General features: G+C 69.3%; 18 protein-coding genes and 4 pseudogenes. 10 read left to right on the forward strand and 12 right to left on the reverse strand.

The annotated features are described in order from the left end of the window. Window positions 1–231 precede the first annotated feature (231 nt). The 5 genes and pseudogenes from ABZY44_RS32865 to ABZY44_RS32885 all read right to left on the reverse strand — a co-directional run bounded on the left by ABZY44_RS32865 (window position 232) and on the right by ABZY44_RS32885 (window position 3,246). Window positions 232–417 carry a transposase gene (locus ABZY44_RS32865; protein ID WP_356660302.1) on the reverse strand — a complete coding sequence of 62 codons (186 nt, stop codon included), beginning with the start codon at window positions 415–417 and terminating at the stop codon, window positions 232–234. 167 nt (window positions 418–584) lie between these two features. Further along, a complete protein-coding gene (locus ABZY44_RS32870; protein WP_356660304.1) occupies window positions 585–1,352 on the reverse strand; it encodes a glucose 1-dehydrogenase in 768 nt (255 codons plus the stop codon). Between the two features lie 70 nt (window positions 1,353–1,422). Continuing rightward, window positions 1,423–1,770: a cyclophilin-like fold protein gene (locus ABZY44_RS32875; RefSeq protein ID WP_356660306.1), complete on the reverse strand. Its 348-nt coding sequence runs from the start codon at window positions 1,768–1,770 to the stop codon at window positions 1,423–1,425. A 203-nt stretch (window positions 1,771–1,973) separates the two neighbouring features. Next, window positions 1,974–2,203 (reverse strand): annotated as a pseudogene (locus tag ABZY44_RS32880) (cupin domain-containing protein); the annotation flags it as partial. Between the two features lie 26 nt (window positions 2,204–2,229). Then, a complete protein-coding gene (locus ABZY44_RS32885; protein WP_356660308.1) occupies window positions 2,230–3,246 on the reverse strand; it encodes a zinc-dependent alcohol dehydrogenase family protein in 1,017 nt (338 codons plus the stop codon). A gap of 211 nt (window positions 3,247–3,457) precedes the next feature. Between ABZY44_RS32885 and ABZY44_RS32890 the strand changes: the two are divergent. The 3 genes and pseudogenes from ABZY44_RS32890 to ABZY44_RS32900 all read left to right on the forward strand — a co-directional run bounded on the left by ABZY44_RS32890 (window position 3,458) and on the right by ABZY44_RS32900 (window position 6,639). Then, window positions 3,458–4,347: pseudogene (locus tag ABZY44_RS32890) on the forward strand (helix-turn-helix transcriptional regulator). A 1,205-nt stretch (window positions 4,348–5,552) separates the two neighbouring features. Further along, window positions 5,553–5,630, forward strand: a pseudogene (locus tag ABZY44_RS32895) (hypothetical protein); the annotation flags it as partial. 400 nt (window positions 5,631–6,030) lie between these two features. Further along, window positions 6,031–6,639 (forward strand): hypothetical protein, encoded by a 609-nt coding sequence (locus tag ABZY44_RS32900; protein WP_356660310.1) that lies wholly within the window; start codon window positions 6,031–6,033, stop codon window positions 6,637–6,639. 185 nt (window positions 6,640–6,824) lie between these two features. Here the strand turns inward: ABZY44_RS32900 and ABZY44_RS32905 are convergent, their stop codons facing one another. Next, window positions 6,825–7,331: a hypothetical protein gene (locus ABZY44_RS32905; RefSeq protein ID WP_356660312.1), complete on the reverse strand. Its 507-nt coding sequence runs from the start codon at window positions 7,329–7,331 to the stop codon at window positions 6,825–6,827. Between the two features lie 43 nt (window positions 7,332–7,374). Then, the gene (locus ABZY44_RS32910; RefSeq protein WP_356660314.1) at window positions 7,375–8,469 is read right to left on the reverse strand and encodes a hypothetical protein; all 1,095 of its coding nucleotides are present in this window, start codon (window positions 8,467–8,469) and stop codon (window positions 7,375–7,377) included. A gap of 405 nt (window positions 8,470–8,874) precedes the next feature. On the opposite strand from ABZY44_RS32910, the gene ABZY44_RS32915 reads away from it, so the two are divergent. Beyond that, window positions 8,875–9,594, forward strand: coding sequence for a hypothetical protein (locus ABZY44_RS32915; RefSeq protein WP_356660316.1), 720 nt, complete (start codon window positions 8,875–8,877; stop codon window positions 9,592–9,594). A 67-nt stretch (window positions 9,595–9,661) separates the two neighbouring features. Next, on the forward strand, window positions 9,662–11,509 hold the full coding sequence (locus tag ABZY44_RS32920) for an FG-GAP-like repeat-containing protein (RefSeq protein ID WP_356660318.1): 1,848 nt from the start codon (window positions 9,662–9,664) through the stop codon (window positions 11,507–11,509). A gap of 119 nt (window positions 11,510–11,628) precedes the next feature. Here the strand turns inward: ABZY44_RS32920 and ABZY44_RS32925 are convergent, their stop codons facing one another. Then, the gene (locus ABZY44_RS32925; protein WP_356660320.1) at window positions 11,629–11,811 is read right to left on the reverse strand and encodes a hypothetical protein; all 183 of its coding nucleotides are present in this window, start codon (window positions 11,809–11,811) and stop codon (window positions 11,629–11,631) included. A gap of 385 nt (window positions 11,812–12,196) precedes the next feature. Between ABZY44_RS32925 and ABZY44_RS32930 the strand changes: the two genes are divergently transcribed. Next, entirely contained in the window at window positions 12,197–12,643 is a 447-nt protein-coding gene (locus tag ABZY44_RS32930) for a PDZ domain-containing protein (protein WP_356660322.1), read from the forward strand. Between the two features lie 111 nt (window positions 12,644–12,754). Beyond that, complete coding sequence (locus tag ABZY44_RS32935; RefSeq protein WP_356660336.1) at window positions 12,755–14,284, forward strand: RICIN domain-containing protein; 1,530 nt, start codon at window positions 12,755–12,757, stop codon at window positions 14,282–14,284. Between the two features lie 318 nt (window positions 14,285–14,602). Here the strand turns inward: ABZY44_RS32935 and ABZY44_RS32940 are convergent, their stop codons facing one another. Continuing rightward, window positions 14,603–15,007, reverse strand: a complete 405-nt coding sequence (locus ABZY44_RS32940) for a type II toxin-antitoxin system PemK/MazF family toxin (RefSeq protein ID WP_356660324.1) — start codon at window positions 15,005–15,007, stop codon at window positions 14,603–14,605. A 168-nt stretch (window positions 15,008–15,175) separates the two neighbouring features. Between ABZY44_RS32940 and ABZY44_RS32945 the strand changes: the two genes are divergently transcribed. Then, window positions 15,176–16,408 carry an IS701 family transposase gene (locus tag ABZY44_RS32945; protein WP_356660326.1) on the forward strand — a complete coding sequence of 411 codons (1,233 nt, stop codon included), beginning with the start codon at window positions 15,176–15,178 and terminating at the stop codon, window positions 16,406–16,408. A 127-nt stretch (window positions 16,409–16,535) separates the two neighbouring features. Here ABZY44_RS32945 and ABZY44_RS32950 read toward each other — a convergent pair whose 3' ends face one another. Continuing rightward, window positions 16,536–17,168, reverse strand: a complete 633-nt coding sequence (locus ABZY44_RS32950; protein WP_356660328.1) for a TetR/AcrR family transcriptional regulator — start codon at window positions 17,166–17,168, stop codon at window positions 16,536–16,538. A gap of 105 nt (window positions 17,169–17,273) precedes the next feature. Between ABZY44_RS32950 and ABZY44_RS32955 the strand changes: the two genes are divergently transcribed. Next, window positions 17,274–17,999 carry a hypothetical protein gene (locus tag ABZY44_RS32955; protein WP_356660330.1) on the forward strand — a complete coding sequence of 242 codons (726 nt, stop codon included), beginning with the start codon at window positions 17,274–17,276 and terminating at the stop codon, window positions 17,997–17,999. A gap of 190 nt (window positions 18,000–18,189) precedes the next feature. On the opposite strand, the pseudogene ABZY44_RS32960 reads toward ABZY44_RS32955, so the two are convergent. Then, a pseudogene (locus tag ABZY44_RS32960) lies at window positions 18,190–18,431 on the reverse strand (IS701 family transposase); the annotation flags it as partial. Window positions 18,432–18,537: 106 nt separating this feature from the next. On the opposite strand from ABZY44_RS32960, the gene ABZY44_RS32965 reads away from it, so the two are divergent. After that, the gene (locus ABZY44_RS32965; RefSeq protein WP_356660332.1) at window positions 18,538–18,960 is read left to right on the forward strand and encodes a hypothetical protein; all 423 of its coding nucleotides are present in this window, start codon (window positions 18,538–18,540) and stop codon (window positions 18,958–18,960) included. Window positions 18,961–19,056: 96 nt separating this feature from the next. Here ABZY44_RS32965 and ABZY44_RS32970 read toward each other — a convergent pair whose 3' ends face one another. Next, entirely contained in the window at window positions 19,057–20,238 is a 1,182-nt protein-coding gene (locus tag ABZY44_RS32970) for an ABC transporter permease (protein ID WP_356660334.1), read from the reverse strand. Window positions 20,239–20,323: the final 85 nt, after the last annotated feature.

The following is a 20,323-nucleotide window of genomic DNA, read 5'->3' on the forward strand; positions in this document are numbered from 1 at the left end:
CTCGGGGCGCCATAGGCGCGGCGGGACTCCTCGTGGATCTGCCCGATCTCGGCCACCAGCTCGTCCCCCTCGCACGCTGTGACGGCGGCGGCCGGCGACGGGCGGCGAGGTAGGCGTAGTAGCCGGCGCGGGAGACCTTCAGGGCCCGGCACAGCAGCGACACGCTGCAGCCGTCAGGGCGGTCGGGGCCGACCTTCTCCACGTCGACGAACGCGTAGCGTGCGGCTACGTCTACTTCGTCTTGTGGTTCGCGAAGAAGGCGGTCGCTTTCCCCGGCACATCGATGGTTCCCTCGGCGCTGACGCCGATATCCCGGGCGACCTCGGTGACCGTCTTGCCCGACGAGTGCACCAGGGCCACCGCGTCGCGCTTGAACTCGGCCGTGTACCGCTTGCTCGTATTGCTCTTCTTGCTCACTACCTGAGACTGCTTCCTCCGGGACTGTCCGTCCCAGTATCAGGCTGTCCAGCTCAGAGGGGGAACTTCAAAGGTGTGTTCTCGATCCACTTGGCGAACCAGGATCTCAAGCCGAGGTCCAGAGACAGCTCCGATGCGACGGGACACGGCCAAGCTACGCCGGGTGATTACTGGGCGGTGTAGCCGCCGTCGACGGGCAGGGCGATGCCGGTGACGTAGCTGGCGCCGGGGCTGCACAGCCACAGGACGGCCTGGGCGATCTCCTCGGCGGTGCCGAGCCGGTCGATGGCTTGGCCGGCTTCGGCCTGGCCGCGGTCGAGTTCCCCCTTGGCGATCATGGTGTCGACCATGGGAGTGGCGATGGTGCCGGGGCAGACGGCGTTGATGCGGACGCCGCGAGCGCCGTACTCGAGGGCGGCGCTCTTGGTCAGACCGATCACTCCGTGCTTGGTGGCGTGGTACGCGGCGCGGCCGGGGTTGCCGACGAGGCCACCGAGGGAGGAGCAGTTGACGATGGCGCCGCTGCCCTGGGTGCGCATGTGCCGGAGTTCGTGCTTCATGCTTGCCCAGATGCCGCGCAGGTTGATGCCCTGGACGCGGTCGAACTGCTCGGCGCTCTCGTCGGCGGCGTCCGTGGGCGGGGGCATGATGCCGGCGTTGTTGTAGGCCATGTCGAGGCGGCCGAAGGCGTCTATGGTCCGGTCGACGGCAGCGGCAACCTGGTCTTCGTCGGAGACGTCGCAGACCAGCGCGAGAGCTTGGAGGCCAGCGTCGGTGAGTTCCTTCGCGGCGGCGTTGACTGCCTTGCCGTCGATGTCGGCGAGGGCGACGGCGGCGCCCGCTTCGGCGAAGGCGCGGGCGGCGGCCAGGCCCATGCCGGAGGAGGCGCCGGTGATGAAGGCGACCTGCCCGGTGAAGTCGTAGGTGGGGTTCATACGGCTCTTGTCCCGTCGAGAGGTGAAGTGGGCCGGGATGCCGGTGGGCGTCAGCGCCGGGCTGACGGGATCAGGAGGCGGCTTCGAGGGTGATGCGGTCGGCCCGGCCGAGCTGGTCGGCGCTGACGTCGAGGTGGCCCAGGATGAGCAGGTCGGCAGAAGCAGCAAGCCCGTCCCGGTAGAAGAGGGCAAGGTTGCCCCAGGGGGCGTAGTAGGCGATGTCTCCGGTCTTGGCTGCGGCCGGTTCGGGGGCGCCAGAGGTGTCCAGTCTGCCCGGCAGGTCGGCGACCCGCTCCGTGCCGTGGAAGCCCTCCAGGTCCAAGGTGAGCGGGAGCAGGTCGGCAAAGTCGCGGGCGGCGGGGCTGTCGTTCAAGGTGGCCTCGACGGAGCGGCCGTCGAGGGTGACGCGGATGTCCATGGCGGTGCTCCTGCTGGAGGCGGGCGACGGGGAGGCTGGTGTGGGGGACGGGGCGGTGGATGCTGCCGTCTCCCGTCCTGCAGGGGTCGAAACGAAAGACGAACGGGACGGCGCGGCTTCTTGTGAGGCGCTGGAGCAGCGGCGGTCACGGCCAGCGGCAGGGCGGCTGCTGAAGCGATGCGGACCAGACCGCGATGGACTGCCTCCACGGGGCCGCCGCGGCGCTGGCACAGGCCCACGCCCTCGGTGACGAAGACGGTCTGACCCAGCGCGTGGCGATGCCAGTGGGTGCGGGCGCCGGGATGAAGTGCACCAGGGAGCCGGTGACCCGGGACGGGGCGGGGGCCGCGGCGACGGCGTCGATGTAGACATCGCCGGTGAACCAGTCGGCGGGGCCCTTGACGGTGTCGATCGAACTGCGGGTGATCTGCATGATCGCTCTTTCGGGCGGCGGGCGGTTCAAGGCTTGAGGAGGGTCTTGATGGCGCGGCGCTCGTCCATGGCCTTGTAGCCCTCGGCGACCTGGGCGAGGGGCAGAGTGAGGTCGAAGACCTTGCCCGGGTCGATCCGGCCCGCAAAGACGCGGTCGACCAGGTCGGGCAGGTAGCGGCGCACCGGGGCGGGGCCACCGCGCAGGCCGACGTGGGAGAAGAACAGCTCCTGACCGTCGACGGCGACGTCGTGAGGGACTCCGACGAAGCCGACGCTGCCGCCCGGGCGAGCCGAGCGCAGAGCCTGGCTCATGGCCTGGACGGTACCGACGCACTCCAGGACGCTGTCGGCACCGATCCCGCCGGTCATCTCCTTGATCTTCTCCACGCCCTCGTCGCCGCGTTCGGTGACGATGTCGGTGGCGCCGAACTCCCGGGCGAGCTTCTGGCGGGGTTCGTGACGGGACATGGCGATGATCCGCTCCGCGCCCATCTCCTTGGCCGCGATCACCCCGCACAGGCCGACCGCGCCGTCGCCGACGACCACGGCGGTCGAGCCGGGCTTGACCTCGGCGGCGTCAGCCGCCCACCAGCCGGTGCCCATCACGTCGGAGACAGCGAGAAGACCGGGCCACAATTCCTCGCCGGGCACTTCGTCGGTGGCGACCAGGGTCCCCTGGGCGTTGGGGATGCGCACGTACTCGGCCTGGCAGGTGGACATGAACTCGCGGTGCAGACAGTTCGACTGGAAGCCGTTCTTGCAGTTCACGCAGGTGTTGTCGGAGGTGGCGAACGAACCGACGACGAACTGGCCCGGCCGGAGCGAGGTGACCTCGGAGCCGACCTCCTCCACGAAGCCGACGTACTCGTGCCCCATCGGGTGCGGGTCGCCGATCGGCTCCGCACCGCGGTACGGCCACAGATCGGAGCCGCACACACAGGTGACGGCCGTACGGATGACCGCATCGGTGGGGTGGAGGATCTTCGGAGCTTCAACGGTCTCGAAGCGGACGTCGCCGGGGGCGTGAATCACTGCGCCGCGCATGAGGGGGTCTCCTTCGCGTGCTGGGGGATGCGGTGCCGGGTGTGCCGGCCGCTGTGGGTACGGGGTCGGTGGGGCCGTCCACCGATACGGCTGGGCGGGGAAAGCACCACGACATCCAGGTAACCCGTATTTCGCGCGTGCAGCGAGTCACTGACAAGGGGTGTACCGGCAGTACATCCCTCCCCCGGCGTGCCGGACGTACGGTCGGAGGGTGGACAACCAGGAAGAGGTCCGCGAGTTTCTCACCTCGCGGCGCGCGAAGATCACCCCTGAGCAGGCGGGGCTCCCCGCCGGAAGCCGCCGGCGCGTCCCGGGCCTGCGCAGGAGCGAGGTCGCGGCGCTCGCCGACGTCAGCGTCGAGTACTACGCCAAGCTGGAGCGCGGCAACCTCGCCGGTGTCTCACCGGCCGTCCTCGAAGCCGTCGCCCGCGCTCTCCAGCTCGACGACGCCGAGCGCGCCCACCTGCTCCATCTGGCCCAGGCCGCCGACGGCACCGACGCCCTCACCCGGCCCCGCCGCCGGCGTACCAAAGACCAGTGGAAGCCGCACCGCCGCCTGCAGTGGACCCTTGAGGCCATCACCGCCGGACCCGCCTTCGTCCGCAACGGCCGCATGGACCTCCTGGCCACCAACCAGCTCGCCCGCGCCTTCTACGCCGACGTCTACGCCGACGTCTACGCCTCGCCGCACAACCAGGCGAACCTGGCCCGCTTCCAGTTCCTCGACCCCGCCTCACGTCGCTTCTACCCCGGCTGGGACCTCGCTGCCGACATCGCCGTTGCCATCCTGCGCACCGAAGCCGGCCGCAGCCCCCACGACAAGGACCTCCACGATCTCGTCGGCGAGCTCTCCACCCGCAGCGACGCCTTCCGTACCCGCTGGGGCGCCCACAACGTCCGCCACCACGGCACCGGCACCAAGAGCTACCACCACCACGGACCTGACCCTCGCCTACGAAGGACATGGCCGCCGAACCCGGCCTCACCCTCACCATCTACGCGGCGGAACCCGGCTCGCCCTCGGAAGAGGGCTTGCGCCTGCTCGCCACCTGGGCCGCCACCCAAGAAGCGATCTCCCTCACGCGGCACGCATCCAGCTGACGGCACAACGGGCGGCCAATCCTCTCCGCAGCTCAGCACGTCCCCTTGGGTAACCGGGGGGCGACCTGCGCCGCGAGGCCCTGGAGCTGATGTCGACGGCGCGGGAGATCGAGCAGGACCTACCCACCGGCGGCGACTCCCAGGCGACATAACCGCGCTCGACGCGGGCCCTGGCGGGTGTCACGGTGCCCTGTGACAGGGAACCTGAACTGTGTGCCATCGAGCTTGGATCCCTGGGAGCTGATCAGGGCTGGCGCTGGCGGAGAATTCAGCCGACAGTCGCCATGAGGACCAGCCTGATCAGTACAAGGCCGGTAATCACTGTTCCGGCGATGAGCAGGGGGCTGCGTGCGTGTCGCAGGAGGCGGCTACCGCACCAGACTCCGTAAGCGGCCAGGCCGCCGGAGGTGAGCGCGATGAGGACACCGGCTACCAGTCCATCCATACCCAAGCCCATGAGGATTGAGGCGATGACGTAGACCAGGAGAAATTGTGGGATCCCCAGAAGCCATACCTTCCGCACTTCGGCCGGTTTTGGGGCGGCTGGGGGCAGGAGCGCACTTGGCCTGGGGGGCAGAACCGGCGGGGGAGGGACTGCGGGGATGCTGTAGGAGGGATTGTGTGCCGGTGGGGGTGAGGTGGAGAGCGGCTGAAGAGCTGTGCGCAGCCGTTCGGCAAAGCTCGGGTCTGCCCGCAGTTCGTCGGCGATCACGGAGCCGACGATGCCCGCTGCTCCCTCGCCAGGCTGCTCATGCAGGCGGGCCAGTGCAGAGGCTCCGAGAGTGCTCCTTCCGAGTTGGCCCCAGATCAGGGCGCGCACTGTTGCAGTCTGCTCCGCCGAGGCCGACGTACCCCCGGTCAGTACTCGTATCGCGGCAGCGGGTAACTCTGAAGCCTGCATCCCGATCCTTCCTGGACATCGGTAGGACCTGATCGTATGGACATCTGCCGTTCCGAGGAACAGAGCAGCCTCACGAAGTACAACTTGGGTGGCAATTGAATAAGGTTTACTGTCACAGGACACACGCACCTGGTGTCACGCCAGCCCCAGCCTGTGAGGCCTATGAGGCTCACAGGCCGTTCCCCCAGGTCGACGGGGTGAGCTGTGAGGGTGTGAGCCTGTGAGACGGAGCTCGCGGCCGTGCTTCTTGTCCTCTGGCAGGCGATCTTGACCGATTGCCAAACCCGGCCGTCACCTCCCGGGCCTGCTCCGCGGTGAGCGGCGGCCGCGCCCTGCGCCCTGGCTCGACGGCCAGCACGTCGTCTTCGGCGAGGTCACCGAGGGCAAGGGTCTCGTCGACAAGATCGAGCGCGCTCCTCGCCACCGTCCTGCGCCTGCCCCACCCCGCGCGGGACCGCACCGACCTGGCGCGCACGGCCGCCGGGATCTCGGGCCTGGTGGCGATCGTCCAGCACGACCGCGGCGACCAGGCCGACGCGCACCGCTGGTTCGCCACCGCGGCCAGGGCCGCCCGCGAGTCTGGAGACCGGATGACGGCCTGGGTCCTCGGCCGCCACGCCATGGTCGGCCTGCACTACGGCGCCCTCGGGTAGGCCGCTCGCATCGCCGCGCAGGCCTGCCGGGAGGCAGGCACCCGCCCGTCCGGCGCGGCCGCACTCGCGGCTGCCGTCAACGCCCGTGCCCTGGCCGCAGTCGGCGACCTCCCCGGCGCCCGCCGGGCGGTGGACGTCGTCCGAACCCTGGCCGAACAGCTCGAGGGCCCCGAGTCGGCGGACACCTGGTTCGGGTACCCGCCCCAGAAGCTCGCGGTGCACCTCGCCCAGGCGTACACACTGCTCGGCGACACCCGCGCCGCGTACCGGGCGCAGGACGACGCCCTGGCCCTGACGGTCTCGCCGTCGGTGATGACCCGCGCGCTGATCGCCATGGACACCGCCGCGTGCCTGCGGGTCGACGGAGATCCGGGCGAGGCCGCCGCGATGGCCGCCGCCGTCTACGACCGCCTACCGCCCGCCTACCGGAGCGGCCTGGTGCACTCCCGGGCCCAGCTGCTCCAACTGATCGACTTCCCAGCCCAAACCGGTCGGACCGTCGCCGAAGAGCGGATGAGTTCGGGGCATGGCGGTCCGTCAGTGGTCTCTGGCCGGCAGGAGCCGCCGACAGCGTGCCAGGCACCGGTGCCGTTGAACGAGCCAGGGCCGGCAGTCGCCTGGATACGGCGCAGCAGGGGAGAGAAGAGCGACGGCGGTTCGAAGGGGGAGCTCACGGCCGCGGTGTACGCCGCTCGTTCCGGGGGTGTCGAATCCGGTTCGGACTGGAGTAGGCCGTAGTCGGTGGTGAGCCGGTCGGCGATCCGCTCCCACCAGCGCGGGTTGAATCCGGTGAGCAGGATGCGGGACGGCATGCCGGGGCGCTGGAGGCTGATGCCGCCGCTTTCGCGGCGGTAGCGGAGACCGGTCACCCCCGAGTCGTCCTCGAGGAGGAACTCGGGCCTGCCCCCTCTCGCACGTCCGGCCTACTCGGAGCGGGACGGCTTCTCCGCGGTTGCCTTGGGCGCCTTGGGTGCCTCCGGAGCCTTCGGAGCCTCCGGGGTCTTGGGGGGCCTGCTGAAGTCGTCCTTCTTCGGCCTGTTCTCCAGATCCTCGTCCTTCTGGAGGTCGCCGTATTCCCTCACCGTCGCGCTCGCGTCCTGCATGCCGGCGGAGGCTGCCTTGGTGACCGAGCCAGGGTCCTGGGCGTACTGGGCCTGCGCGCCTGCGGAGGCCTGGGTGGTCTGGATGAAGGAGCCTAGGAAGCCCAGGACGGCCCGCGCCTCGGGCGAGGTCTCTTGCACGATCTTCGCTCGGGAGGAGGCGCCGTGGATCGCGTTGTTGAACAGGCTGGTGCTCGTGTCGTCGTACGTGCCGTCGTCGGAGTCCTCGAAGTCGACGGCCTCACCCGGCTGCGGCTTCGTGCTGTCGGTGGTCACGGAGAAGAGCCCCGCGCCCTTGCCGGCGGCCTTGAAGATGTTGTCGAACACCATGGTCGTCACCTCTGGTCGTCGTCGTGGCGGCGGTGCCGCGCGGTCAGGGCTGCTTGTAAAGGGTCTGCTGGCTGACGGTCAGGGCCTCGACGTCGAGCATGGTGTGGTGGACGTCCAGGGCGGAGACGACCTCGGCCAGTCCCTTCATGCGGAAGCCGCCGGGCGCCAGGTCGATATCGCCGATGTCGCGGGCGACCATCTGGCTGAGACCGGGGTAGGTCCCGGGCTGTGGGGGAGACAGGACCGCCACCGGCACGGCGTACTGCACCGCGATCAGCCCGGAGAAGGTCACCGGAATCTCGTAGGTGTACTGCTTGCGGGTGCGCCGCTGGGTGACGATGGTCTGTACCCGGGAGTTCGCCGGCACTTTTCCCGAGATTTGCGACTTCGAGGCCCAGCTGGTGTTCAGGGAGCCGCCGACCGTGGCGGCGATGCCCAGGGCCAACTGAGCGTTGAGAGAAGCGTTGCCGGTGGCACTGCCCGAGGTCGTGAACCCCACCGAGTTGGTCATCGTGTTCGACGAGGAGTTCGTCGCCGAGCTGCTCGCGGACGTCTCGGTGGTGTTGGCGTTGTCGACCCCCATGCTGTCCTTGCTGTTCTTGTTGGTCACCGTATTCGCGTTCTTGTTCGCCGTCCCGTTCTGACACGACGCCGCGAGCTGCGACTGCAGGTCCAGGCGGAGCTGGTTCTGCAGCTGCAGTTGCAGCGAGGCACCGATGCTGCCGCCGAAGGTGAGTTTGGCGTCCCCGTGGAGCGACCAGGTGACCCCGTTGGAGACGGCGAAGTCGACCGAGTCGGTGAAGGTCATCTCGGTCCCGCTGCGGTTGACGTAGGTGCGGGAAGAGAACGTGTCCGGCGGGGGCTGAGCGATGTCGCCCCGCACCTCGATCAGCGGCTCCCCGAGGTTCATGTAGGCGAGCCAGCCCCGCTCGAACGCGGTCCCCGAGAAGGTGCCGAAGCTCGACTTGTTCATAGAGAACCCGACGGGCTTGTGCTTCACACCGGAGGGGTCGGCGTAGACCAGGGTGGGGTGGTTCAGGATGGCCTGCCAGATCTGCTCGATGTTGAGTTCCCGCAGGTTCTTCTTCGTCAGCGGCTGACGCCTGGCCTCTACCAGGCTGTATGCGGTGGAAGGCATCTACCCGTCCTCAACTAATTCAGCCGAACCGCGCTCGGTGAAATTTAAAAGAGAAAACTGTGCACGTTCCGCCGGACGAAACTATCGCGTCTCCCCGCACCCGGGAAGGCGTATTCACATGTCCCGCTCAATCGAGTGATCGATTTCCGGAAATCACTTCCGAAACGCCGATGAAGTGACCTTTCCTCGCCGGCATTCACTCGATCGAGACTTTGCGTCAACCCTGCTCATGGGTACCGTGACCCCAGGCGCTACCGCAGCGGGAGTTTCGCTTCCGGCCGTTCATCCAGCTCCCATTCTGCTTCCGTTCGAAGGCCAGGTCCGCTTCAATACGGCCCCATTGAGTGCCGCGTTAAGCATCCGAAGATTTCGTGTTTCTCATTCAGGACAGGTGAGGTTTCCGCGATGTACACTCAAGAGCGCACGGCGATGTCCAATTTGGTGGTCGGCGGCCCGGTGGCGGTAAACAGCTACGACAACGCGATCGTTGCGGCGCTGGTCGAAAACCGTCCGGTGATGCTCGTCCATGCCTTTAACGGCGGCTACCTGCGACCCGCAGAGCTGGGCGAAGCGAGCCACGACAAGGGCGTCCAACTGGCCACCGCCCTCGACGAGACCGTCAAGGAGGCCAAGGGCCATCTCTGGCACATCACCCCCGCCGGCTTCTTCGGCCAGCGGCCGCTGTACTTCATCGAGAGCGCCGCCGGCCAGGCGACGCCCAAGCCCGTCGGCACGGGCGCCACCGATACCGGACGTGGCGACGACGGCATGCCGAAGCCGCAGCGTAGGCGCATCACCGTCCACCAGGACGCACCCCAGAGCACGGCCGACACCGTCCAGGTCGGCCTGCCCGACAAGGTCGGCGACAAGTGGCGGGGGAAGAACGGCGCACCCGAGGACACCCAGCTCTGGGTCGTCACGGTCACTCCGTGGGGCGGCATCACCTTCGTGCCCATCACCCACCCCGACACCATCCTCGGCTTCAAGGACCACGCGGTGACCGCCAACAGCGAGGTGAGCCTCACTCACAACTGGGGCGGGGACTTCACCGGGACGGTCATCAACACGTTCTACCCGCGCCTGCCCAGCGAGTGGAATGTCCCGTACCACCACGTCTTCACGTGATCCGCGGCCACCGCCGTACGACACCCGTCCCGAGCCACCGTCCGCACCGCCTGGAAGAGGCACCACGATGCCCGTGCCCACGGAAGAACTGAAACTGGAGATCGTCAACGCCGCCACGGGGGAGATCCTCGACGGCAGGGCCGCACCTGGGCAGGGCGGGGCGGTCGTCGTCCGGGAGCTCCCCGAGGACGGTCCGGCCCCGGAGCAGTGGCAGATCCTTCCCGTGCAGTCCGCGCAGTCCGCGCAGGACGAGCAGGTCTACGTGATCCGCAACGTGACCGGCGGGAAGGCCCTTGAGCAGCCCGCCGCCGCGGACGGCGGCGTCCGTCAGGGAGAAGCGGCCGACGGCAAGAAGACCCAGCAGTGGCGTCTCGTCCCCGTCCAGGGCGAAGCCGCCCTCTACTTCATCGAGAGCGCGGCTGACGACACCGTCCTCGACCTCGACCGCGACGCTTCCGGTGAGAGCGGCACCCTGGTCGTCGTGCGCGCGTACGACGAGGACGCGGAAAGTCAGCGATGGCGTCTCGTGCCGGCCGAGCCCGAGCGCGTCAGCGACCCGGTGCTGCGCTGGGCACGGCTGGGGCACTGGAACGGACGGCAGTCCTGGCGGCTGGCTCCCTCGGCGGCGCTGCGGCCCGCACCCGACGCGACACCCTCGTTCAGCGATCTGCTGCTGGTCCTCGACCGGTTCGGAACCGACCAGGACGCCGGCGGCTGGAAGAGCGAAGGGGCCGCGCCCCGCCCCGGCGCACAGCCGGGATCGTGGGCCGGGCTCGGCGCGCGGTTCCTCGCCGAAACCGCCGGAAAGGCGCCGGCGGACATCATCGCACTCAAGCCGGCCAAGGGGACCGTGACGGCGGCCGCACGAGGTGACGGTACGTTCGAGGACGAGGAGCGGGTCCTGCAGCCGCCCGCGCCCTCCGCGAGCCCTGCGGACCTGTGGACCCTCGCCGACATCACGGGCGGCGGAAAGCCCGGCATCGTCGTGCTAGCAGCCGACGGTGCCCGGGTGTCCACCCAGGACGAGGACGGGACGTTCGCGCTCGCGGGCGGCGAGCCGACCCTCCAAGCTTTCGGCCACGGCGATCAGGCCGGCGGGTGGCTGGCCGGCAAGCATCCCCGCTTCCTCGCCGACACCACCAGCGACGGCCGGCTCGACATCGTCGGCTGCCACGACGACGGAGTCTGGATCTCCCTCCAGGACGAGGACGGAAACTTCGCATCACTCCCCGACGAGCCCGCTCTCCGGGCGTTCGGCCACGACGAGAAGGCCGGCGGGTGGCTGGCCGGCAAGCATCCCCGCTTCCTCGCCGACACCACCGGCAGCGGCCGGCTCGACATCGTCGGGTGCCACGACGACGGAGTCTGGATCTCCCTCCAAGGCGAAGACGGTGTCTTCGCCGAGCCCCTGTACGGCCTCGCCGACTTCGGGACCGACCAGGGATGGGCCTCGGCCGAGGAGCACCCCCGGTTCCTGCTGAAGACCACCGGCGACGGGGCGACGGACATCGTCGGCTTCGGCCCCCACGGCGTAGTCGTCGCACGCGGCCTCGACGACGGCACCTTCGAGCCCTCGAAGCTCGTCCTGAACGACTTCGGGACCGCCCAGGGATGGACGGCCCAGAAGCACCTGCGCTTCCTCGCCGATGTCACCGGTGACGGCAACCCCGACATCGTCGGCTTCGGTGACGAAGGAGTCTGGGTGGCGCACAACCGCGGCGACGGCACGTTCGAGCAGGCCCAACTGGTCTGCCGTGGCTTCGGGTACAACGACGAGGCCGGCGCCTGGCGGGTCGGCCACCACCCCCGCTTCCTCGCGGACATCACCGGCGACGGACGCGTCGACATCGTCGGCTTCGGAGGACCGGGCGTGTACGTGGCCCGCAACCTCTACCGCCGCTTCCGAACCCGATAGGCGCTGGGTTGAAGCAGCAACAGCGGCAACTCGACACCGGGTCACCGGGCTGCCGTCCCGTACACGGCGCCTGGATGCGGTTCCCGGTGTGGAACCCGACCGCCCCGGCCGCTCCAGTGCTACGGCACCGGTTCGGTCAGCCAGAGCGTCTCGCTGCCCGTAGACGGGCCGAGGACCACATCCTCGCTCCTGAGGGCGAGACACAGCGCTCCGGGCCGGTCGCCGGTGGCCCACCGCTGGGCGCCAGAGCCACTGCCCAGACCCTGGGCGTACCACTCCTGCTCGGGGTCTGGCTGTCGCAACTGACGACCGTGGCGTACTCGTCCGTCTACGGATGCGCCCATCTCTTGTGTACTCGATCAACTACTCTGTGTAGTTCAAGTTTGGGGAGAATTCATGCGTAGGTCCACGGCGGCATGCACGGTGCTCGCGCTGGGAGCGAGCTTGTTGCTCGGAGGGCTGGCGCCCGGAGCCACTGCTGCGCCCGCTCTTGGTGCGGTCACGGCGCTCCGTGCGCCGACGCCTCCGTCGTCTGTCCCTGATCTTGATGCCCCGGGGCCGGCCAGGACGGTCGAGTTCCCGCCGGACGGGCGGGTCCGCTCAAGTCCGGGGCATGTGACGATCCAGGCTCCGCAGTACACGCGCATTGTCCGGGTGGACCCCTGGTGCAGCGGCATGAGCTGCCCTGTGTCCATTGCCCCCGACGGCTCGTCCGCCAGCTTCTCGATGCAGAGCAACAAATGGATTTGGAGTCGGCCCTTCAAGGTTGACGTTGTCGCCACGGATGACGCGCCCATGGCAGGTGGCCGGTTCACCGGCACTCTCACCCTTGAGGGCGTGGCGGTGGACTGGACCGTCAACATCACCCAGGGCACTCCCGGGGCCTTCGGCGGGTACGTCAGCAGCGTCCCCGGGGGAGGAGGCGCCCGGGTTCGTTTCGTCGACCCCGATCTGAATGCCGCCGCTGCAGGGTTCAAGGACAGGGACATCATCACCTCCGTCGACGGTCAGTCCGTCACGTCGGCGACATCCCTCAGCGCCGTCCTCGCCGGCAAGCGAGCCGGAACCGCGGTGCCCGTGGGCATCACGCGCAACGGCACCCAGACGACCTTGCAGTACACGGTCGACGAGTGATCGCCACGACGTCCAGCGCGGGCGCGCTTGCCGCCTGCCGCTCCTGCGGTCTTCGGACACGATCGGCAAGGCCTCCGTCCTGGCCGGCCGGCACACGGTGAGGGGATGATGATGAGCAAGGCCCAGACAGAAGCAACAGGGAGTGAAGACCTCACCCCCGAGATCACTACGGTCGCCGGTACTGGAGATGCCGGGGCCGCAGGGGACGACGGGCCCGCCGTCGCGGCCCGGCTTGACCGTCCCTATGGCCTCGCGATGGACAACACGGGCACCCTCTACTTCTCCGACTACAACAACCACTGCGTCCGGAGGGTCACCACGGACGGCAGGATCCGCACGGTGGCAGGGACCGGCACTGCTGGGTACGGGGGCGATCACGGCCCTGCCCTCTCAGCCCAGCTGGACGGCCCGCGTGAAGTGGCGGTGGACCGTGCCGGGAATCTCTACATCGCCGATTCCGAGAACAACCGGATCCGCAAGGTCACGGTCGACGGACAGATCGGCACGGTCGCGGGCACGGGCACTGCCGGCTTCAGCGGTGACGGCGGCCTCGCCGTTGCCGCCGAGTTGAACTGTCCGTACGGGGTCGCAGTGGACAGCACCGGCAACCTCTACATCGCCGATACCGACAACCACCGGGTCAGGCAGGTCACACCGGACGGGCAGATCCGCACAGTCGCCGGGACCGGAACCCCGGGATTCTCCGGCGACGGCGGGCCCGCCGCCGCGGCTCAGCTGAACAGCCCGTACGGCGTTGCGGTGGACGGCGCGGGCGACCTCTACCTCACCGATGCCGAGAACCACAGGGTCCGCAGGGTCGCCGGGGACGGCACGATCAGCACGGTCGCGGGCACGGGCACCGGCGGCTTCAGCGGTGACGGCGGCCCCGCCGCCTCCGCCCAGCTGGACTTCCCCCTGGGCGTGGCAGCCGACACCACCGGCACCCTCTACGTCTCCGACCACAACAACCACAGGGTCCGCAGGGTCGCCGGGGACGGCACGATCAGCACGGTCGCGGGCACGGGCACCGACGGCTTCAGGGGTGACGGCGGCCCCGCCGCCTCCGCCCAGCTGAACTACCCATTCGGGCTCGCGGTCGACTGCGTCGGCGCCCTCTACATCGCCGACTACGTCAACAACCGCGTCCGGAAGGTCGCGGCGGCCGCCATGGCAGGACTGCCCGAATCAGGCACGGTGGTTTCCTGGGCGAGCGTCCGCAGCCGGCTGCGGATCGGGGTCACGCGCGAGTCGCTCAAGGACGGGGCCAAGATCCAGCAGTCGCTCGCCGCTCCTCGCCAGTCGCAGCGGTGGCGGCTGGTCGTCGCCGGGGAGAGCGGCAGCGGCGACGTGGTGTACACGATCGAGAACGTGCGCAGCGGAAAGGTTCTGGAGGTCGACGAAGCCCGGGGGGCTGCCGGGGCGGTGATCGCCCAGCGCGCCTACGAAGGCGACGAGGCACACCATCAGCAGTGGCGGCTGATCCCGGTGGGCACCGTGGCCGACGACCCCCGGGTCTACGAGCTTGCGAACCGGAACAGCGGTCTGCTTCTGGGCGTCGAAACCAACGCGCCTGTGGTGATCACGCAGCGCTGGGCGGAGGGCGACCACCGGGGCAGGCAGTGGCAGTTGCTGCCGGTGTGACACACGAGCAGGGGGCTGGAGCGGCCTCGCCGATCCTGCCCCCTGCTCTTTCAGCCAGGCGCTACTCGGCCTCAGGTCTGCGGGCCTTCTGGACGGGCGGCTCGGGCGCTTCGGTGTCTCCGGGTTCTCGGGGCCTTGGCGCAGTCGCACTTCGTCGGCCGGTCCTTTAAGACGGCGACCCGACTGGTCACCGAAGCCGGAAGCACCTGGAACCGCTTAGTACTCCAGCCGTAGTTCGTGATCTCGATCGTGAGGGGCGCCGAGGATGCAGCTGGACGAGACCGACCACGCCGTCGCGGGCGTCCGTTCCTCCTCCGCCTACCCGAGTCCACCGAGACGGAGGGCGTTCCTTATCTCGCTGAGCTTCGCGGTCGCCGCCGGGGTCCACTCCTTCGCCTGCTCACCGAGACGGAGGGCGTTCTCAATCTCGCTGAGTTTCGCGGAGGACAGAAGGCCCGCTCGCTCGATCAGGTCGTCCCGGGACACGGTGGTCAGCCACGTGCAAGGGGTAAAGCCCGGACGCGGCAACGCGAACCGCAGCACGCCTTCAAAGGGCAGTCCTTCCACGGCGCCTACTGCCACTTCGACGCCCAGACCGGTGATGTCGACACCCGCCCGAGCGACGACCTGCATCACCCGGATCCCGGACGCGTCGTCTCCCGACAGCAGCACGACCGGCCGCCGCTCGTCGAACTCCACCCACCAGACTTCGCCACGTTGCACATGTCCTCCTGACACAGGAACGGCGGGCGGACGCTGCGCGACCCCGACGCGCTGTGGAGACGGGTGCGGCCACCCGTTGATCATCGGTGTGTGAAGACAAACGATCACGCGGTGGCCGCACGTCACAGCGTAGACCCTGCCCGCTGACAGGAGGCGTTCGAGGGCCTGATGAGCCGGATAGCGGGACGGTTCACACGGGTCGAACCCCGGTTCCGAGTCAGGAAGTTGGTGCTCGGACTGCTGTCGGACCTGCCGCGCAAGAACTGCTGGACCATCGCCGAATGGGCCGGGGAGAGGACCCCGGACGGCATGCAGCACCTACTCGGCCGGGCCAAGTGGGACGCCGACCGGATCCGCGACGATGTGTGTGACTACGTGGTGGACCACCTGCACGATGACCAGGCGGTACTGGTGGTCGACGAGACCGGGGACGTGAAGAAAGGCACCGACACGGTCGGCGTCCAGCGCCAGTACACCGGCACCGCGGGCAAGATCGAAAATGCCCAGGTCGCCGTCTACCTGGTCTACGCCGGCCGGCGCGGGCACGCGGCAGTGGACCGGGAACTGTACGTCCCGCGTTCATGGACCTCGGACCCTGACTGCTGCCGGGATGCCGGACTCGACCAGGGCGCCGCCTTCGCCACCAAGCCGGAACTGGCCACTCGTATGGTTGCCCGGTTCCTGGACGCCGGCCACCAGGCCGCATGGGTCGCCGGCGACGAGGTCTACGGCGGCAACCCCAGGCTGCGAACCGCACTGGAGGGACGCGGCACCGGCTACGTCCTCGCGGTGGCCTGCTCGCACGAAGTCACTACCGGGGCGGGGAGGTTCCGTGCGGACACCCTGGCCAAGAAGGTGCCGAAGCGGGCCTGGCAGAAGCTCTCCGCAGGGGCCGGGGCCAAGGGCCACCGTTTCTACGACTGGGCAGTCATCGACCTCGCCGACCCCCGACCCAGGAGTCGTCAGCTGCTGATCCGCCGTAACCGCAGCACCGGCGAACTCGCCTACTACCGCTGCTACTCGCCCGCATCCGTGCCGCTGACCGTGCTGGTCAGAGTCGCTGGATCAAGATGGCGGGTGGAGGAGTTCTTCCAGTCGGGCAAGGGCCTGGCCGCACTCGACGAGCACCAGGTCCGCCGCTATACCTCCTGGTCCCGCTGGGTCACCCTCGCCATGCTCGCGCACGCCTTCCTCGCCGTCGTACGCGCAGACGAGCACACCCGCCCCGCACCCGATGCCTTCATTCCGCTCACCTGCAACGAGATCCAACGCCTGTTCATCACACTCGTTGTCCGACCCGTCCACGATGCCGCCCACCGGCTCGGTTGGTCCGACTGGCGGCGCCGCCACCAGGCCCGATCCCAGGCCAGCCATTACCATCGACAAGCCACCCAGGCATGAAGATCACGATCTACGGCTGGAGTATTAGGACCGTCCTGACAGTCATGACATCGACGCTTGCGGCGATGCCTGGAAGCGGATGCTCGACGCCCTTGCCCCGCTGCGCCCCGCGAGCTGACCCCCGGTTCTATCGCGCCGCGCCGCTGAGGGTGGCCAGGCCCGCGCAGACGAGCCGCACGCTGCGGAGGAACGTGTCGTCCTCGGTGAAGGCGGAGGCGGCGGCCACGGTGAGGGGGAAGCGTGCGTGCACCGTGGCTGCTCCCTCGGCGCTGATGTCCAGGGTAGGGGACTGGCTCTGTTCCTGGAGGACGAAGCCGGCGGTGTGGCTGAGCAGAGTGTCGGCGCCGACGGCCGCGTGACCGGCGGGGATGCCTGCCCCGTGCAGGGTTTCCAGGAGCCGTTCCATCAGGGACAGGGCGCCGGTACTGAGCACCTTGGGGCTGCCGGCCAGCATGACCGCGCCGCCAGGGTGTCGACGGATGCTCTCGCGGACGGCGGTGAGCTGGACCTGGACCCGGTCCTGCCAGTCGGCGCCCGGGTCCAGGGCGGACAGCGCGGCGGTGCCGGCGTCGTAGGCCTGGCAGGCGACGCGGTCCGCCATCAGCTGGACCAGGGCGCTCTTGTTCGGCACGTGGTAATAGAGGCTGCCGGCCTGCGCGTCGAGACGCTGGGCGACCTTGCGCATGGACAGGCCGTGGTACCCGGACTCGGCGAACTCGGCCATGCCCGCGTCGATGATCCGCTCTTGAGTCAGCTTCATGGGAACACTCTACCCCTACTTTCTAACGGTGTTTGAATTCTGCGACGGCCCGGGCTACTGTCGTCCCCGAAGCACACGGCCGGGGATCGAAGGGGGGTGGTGGCGATGGACGCACTGGTGTTCAACGTGACCACGGCAGCACTGATGGTTTTGATGTTCAAGGGCGGGCTGGCCCTGCTCGGTGAGGGCACGCTGCGCGGCCGGCGGATCCCCTGGGCCGCGATGGCGTTGACCAGCCTCGCACTCGCCGGGGTGGTGCTCCAGCTGTGCTGGTCCGGGGCAATGGACGCCCTGGACGCGGACCCGGCCCGCCCGGGCTGGTGGCGGGTGCTGACCTCGGTGTTCATGCAGAACGGCGGCCTGCTCGGCGGGGCCTGGAACATCGCCGCGCTCGCCGTCGTTGCCGCCTTGGCCGACTGGTTCTGGGGCGCCCCGATTGCCCTGGGCCTGTTCCTCGCCGGGATCCTCCTGCCGGAGCACATCGACACTCTCTTCGGCGCGGGCGGCCACCACAGCACCGACCCCCGCAACTTCGCGGGCAGTTCGGGTGCCACCTACTTCCTCGGTGCCACCCTTGCCGCGGCCCTCCTCCTTCGCGTCCTGCGCGAACTGCCCACTGCTCGGACGGGCCTGGACAAGGCGCAGCGCACCGAGGCCTTGTTCGCGGCCGGTGTACCCGTACTCGGCCTGGTGATGTGGTTCGCCCAGGCCAACGGCCACGGCCTGGTGTCCGTGTACGGATTCGTCCTAGGCGCCGCGGCCTGCCTCCTGGCCCGCCCGGCCGCATTCCGCACCCGAGCGGCCGCCCAGGAAACCGCCCAGTCGGCCTGACCCCCCCCCGCGATTGGCACGGGATAGGACTGCAACGGTCTTCGGTCTGAGAGGTTGGCAGCTTCGGGTGGTGTGTGTCCGCGTCGTTTGTAGTGGCTGGTGCGGGCCTGGTGTTGTCGTCTGCGGCGCCAGTGTGACCAGTGGAGGATGTGCTGGACGGGTGGTGGTTGGCGGTGGGTGAGGCGGGTGATCAGGTGTCGGATTTCGGGGAGGGTGAGGGGTATGAGCTGGGAGGATCCGTTTCTGCTTTCCCGGTGTCCGAGGTTCGGGTCCGCAGGATGGTGAGGCAGGCGTGGTGGCCATGGCGAGGGTGATGTGGCGGTGCCAGCCGGGATAGCGTCGGACCTGGTAGTCGTCCAGGCCGCATTCCTGCTTGGCGGTCTGGAAGCATTCCTCGACCGCCCACCGGCTGCCAGCGACGCGGATGAGCTGGGTTCCTGTTCTCCTCTATCGGCTGGCGGAGCGGACCATCTCGCCCATTCTCCCCGGCCGACGCTGCCCTCGGCAGCGTGTTCGTGGCCGAGAAAGAAGCAGACACATGCGCACTTCTGCCTCCCGTTCCAGCCGAGTCGTCGCGCTCGCTCTCGGCGCCGTGACGTCACTGGCGGTTCTGTCCGGCACTGCCGCGGCCGCCGGCATGGACGCCCCCTACGCCCCCTACGCCCGCGCCGCCGCGAAGGTCAGCGGCACCGGTTCGGTCCTGGCATCCAAGAACGTCGCCGCCGTCTCCCGGGGAACCGGCACCAGCCAGGCGGGCGTGTACTGCGTCAGGGTCTCGGACTCCAACTTCGATCTGAGCAGCGCGGCGGTCCTCGCGACGCTCAACAACAGCCGGGGCGGGATCACCGCCATCGGCTCACCCCACGGATACTGCGGCAACGCCACCGACACCATCACGGTCGTGACGAGCGACAGCAGCGGCAACTCCGCGGACAGGCCGTTCACCGTCGCTGTGCTCTGACCTCGCCAACTCTGCCGAATCCCAGCGCGGGCCCCACCCCAGGGTGGCGGCCCGCGCTGTCGTACGTCCGGAGCGACAGCGCCGCCGGTGCGGCGGTCAGTGCGCGGCCGTCGCCGCGGGGATGTCGACGCGGGCGGCCCGGCGCGCCGGCCAGAGGGAGGCGAGCAGTGCCCCGGCCAGGGCGAGCAGCACCCCGAGGGCGAGCTGCTCCCAAGGGATGACCAGGGCGTAGCCCGCGACGCTCTCTTGGAGGGTGCGGCTCAGCGCCCAGCCGGTGAAGACGCCCATGATCGTGCCGACGGCTGCGCCGAGGGCGCCGATGAGCAGCGCCTCCATCCGGATCATCCGGGTCACTCCGGCACGGTCCAGGCCGAGGGCGCGCAGCGTGCCGATCTCCTTGCGGCGTTCGAGCACGGACATCGCGAGGGTGTTGGCGACGCCCAGGGCGGCGATCACCAGGGCCATGGAGAGCAGGGCGTGGAAGAGGTCCAGTTGGTCCCCGATGCCGCTGGTGTCCTCGGCCCGGATTCCGTCCCGGTCGAGGACGGACAGGGCGGGGTTGTCGCCGAGCGCCCCGGTGACGGCCGCGAGCGCGGCCCGCGAGGGGCCGTTGCCGGTGGCGACGACGATCGAGTCCGTGACGGGCGCGGCATCGTAGTGGGTGACCAGGGTGTCGGGGGCGGTGATGCTGGGCAGCAGGTTGCTCTGTTCGTCCGCCCGGTAGACGGCGCCGATGGTGACCTCGCCCCGCCGGTCCCGCCGTTCCAGGGCCAGGGTCTGGCCTACCTTCCAGCCGTTCGCCCGGGCCTTGAAGTCGGCCACGGCGATCCGGCCCTCGGAGAGGCTGTCGAGGGAGCCCTCGCTGACGTCGTAGCGCAGGAGCCGGCCGATGGTGGCGGGATCGACGCCGGTCAGGACTGAGGCGACGCCGCCAATCCGGTAGTCGGTGGACTGGTCGAGCGGGCTGTAGGAGGCTCCCGGCAGCTTCTTGAGGAGGGCGGCGGTCTCGGGGGTCATCCGCTGGCCGCCCGGGGCGGCCTTGACGAGGTAGTCGGCGGTGAAGTCGCGAGTGGTGGCGCCCTCGAGGTACTGGGTGGCGGAGGCCCCGAGGACGGAGAGGCCCGAGGCGAGGGCGATGGCGATGGCGAGGGCTGCCGCGGTGGCGCCTGTACGGCGGGGATCGCGCACGGTGTTGCGAGCGGCGAGGTCGCCGTGCACCGGGCTGAGCCGGACCAGCAGCGGCCGGAGCAGGGCGGTGAACGGCCGGGTGCTCAGCATGGTGACCGCCTTGCTGGCGGTGGCCACTCCGGTGCTCGCGAGCCGCGTGGTCACCACGATCGTCGAGGGCGAGGAGGCCGGCACG

It is taken from the genome of Streptomyces sp. NPDC006544 (assembly GCF_040611715.1).
Classification (GTDB): Bacteria; Actinomycetota; Actinomycetes; order Streptomycetales; family Streptomycetaceae; genus Streptomyces.

Coding starts and splice junctions, on each gene's coding strand:
- ABZY44_RS32970 (WP_356660334.1), bottom strand. CDS start 20,238: ATGCTGAGCACCCGGCCGTTCACCGCCCTGCTCCGGCCGCTGCTGGTC.
- ABZY44_RS32965 (WP_356660332.1), top strand. CDS start 18,538: ATGCGCACTTCTGCCTCCCGTTCCAGCCGAGTCGTCGCGCTCGCTCTC.
- ABZY44_RS32905 (WP_356660312.1), bottom strand. CDS start 7,331: ATGGTGTTCGACAACATCTTCAAGGCCGCCGGCAAGGGCGCGGGGCTC.
- ABZY44_RS32870 (WP_356660304.1), bottom strand. CDS start 1,352: ATGAACCCCACCTACGACTTCACCGGGCAGGTCGCCTTCATCACCGGC.
- ABZY44_RS32955 (WP_356660330.1), top strand. CDS start 17,274: ATGGACGCACTGGTGTTCAACGTGACCACGGCAGCACTGATGGTTTTG.
- ABZY44_RS32910 (WP_356660314.1), bottom strand. CDS start 8,469: ATGCCTTCCACCGCATACAGCCTGGTAGAGGCCAGGCGTCAGCCGCTG.
- ABZY44_RS32950 (WP_356660328.1), bottom strand. CDS start 17,168: ATGAAGCTGACTCAAGAGCGGATCATCGACGCGGGCATGGCCGAGTTC.
- ABZY44_RS32875 (WP_356660306.1), bottom strand. CDS start 1,770: ATGGACATCCGCGTCACCCTCGACGGCCGCTCCGTCGAGGCCACCTTG.
- ABZY44_RS32920 (WP_356660318.1), top strand. CDS start 9,662: ATGCCCGTGCCCACGGAAGAACTGAAACTGGAGATCGTCAACGCCGCC.
- ABZY44_RS32915 (WP_356660316.1), top strand. CDS start 8,875: ATGTACACTCAAGAGCGCACGGCGATGTCCAATTTGGTGGTCGGCGGC.
- ABZY44_RS32885 (WP_356660308.1), bottom strand. CDS start 3,246: ATGCGCGGCGCAGTGATTCACGCCCCCGGCGACGTCCGCTTCGAGACC.
- ABZY44_RS32945 (WP_356660326.1), top strand. CDS start 15,176: ATGAGCCGGATAGCGGGACGGTTCACACGGGTCGAACCCCGGTTCCGA.
- ABZY44_RS32935 (WP_356660336.1), top strand. CDS start 12,755: ATGAGCAAGGCCCAGACAGAAGCAACAGGGAGTGAAGACCTCACCCCC.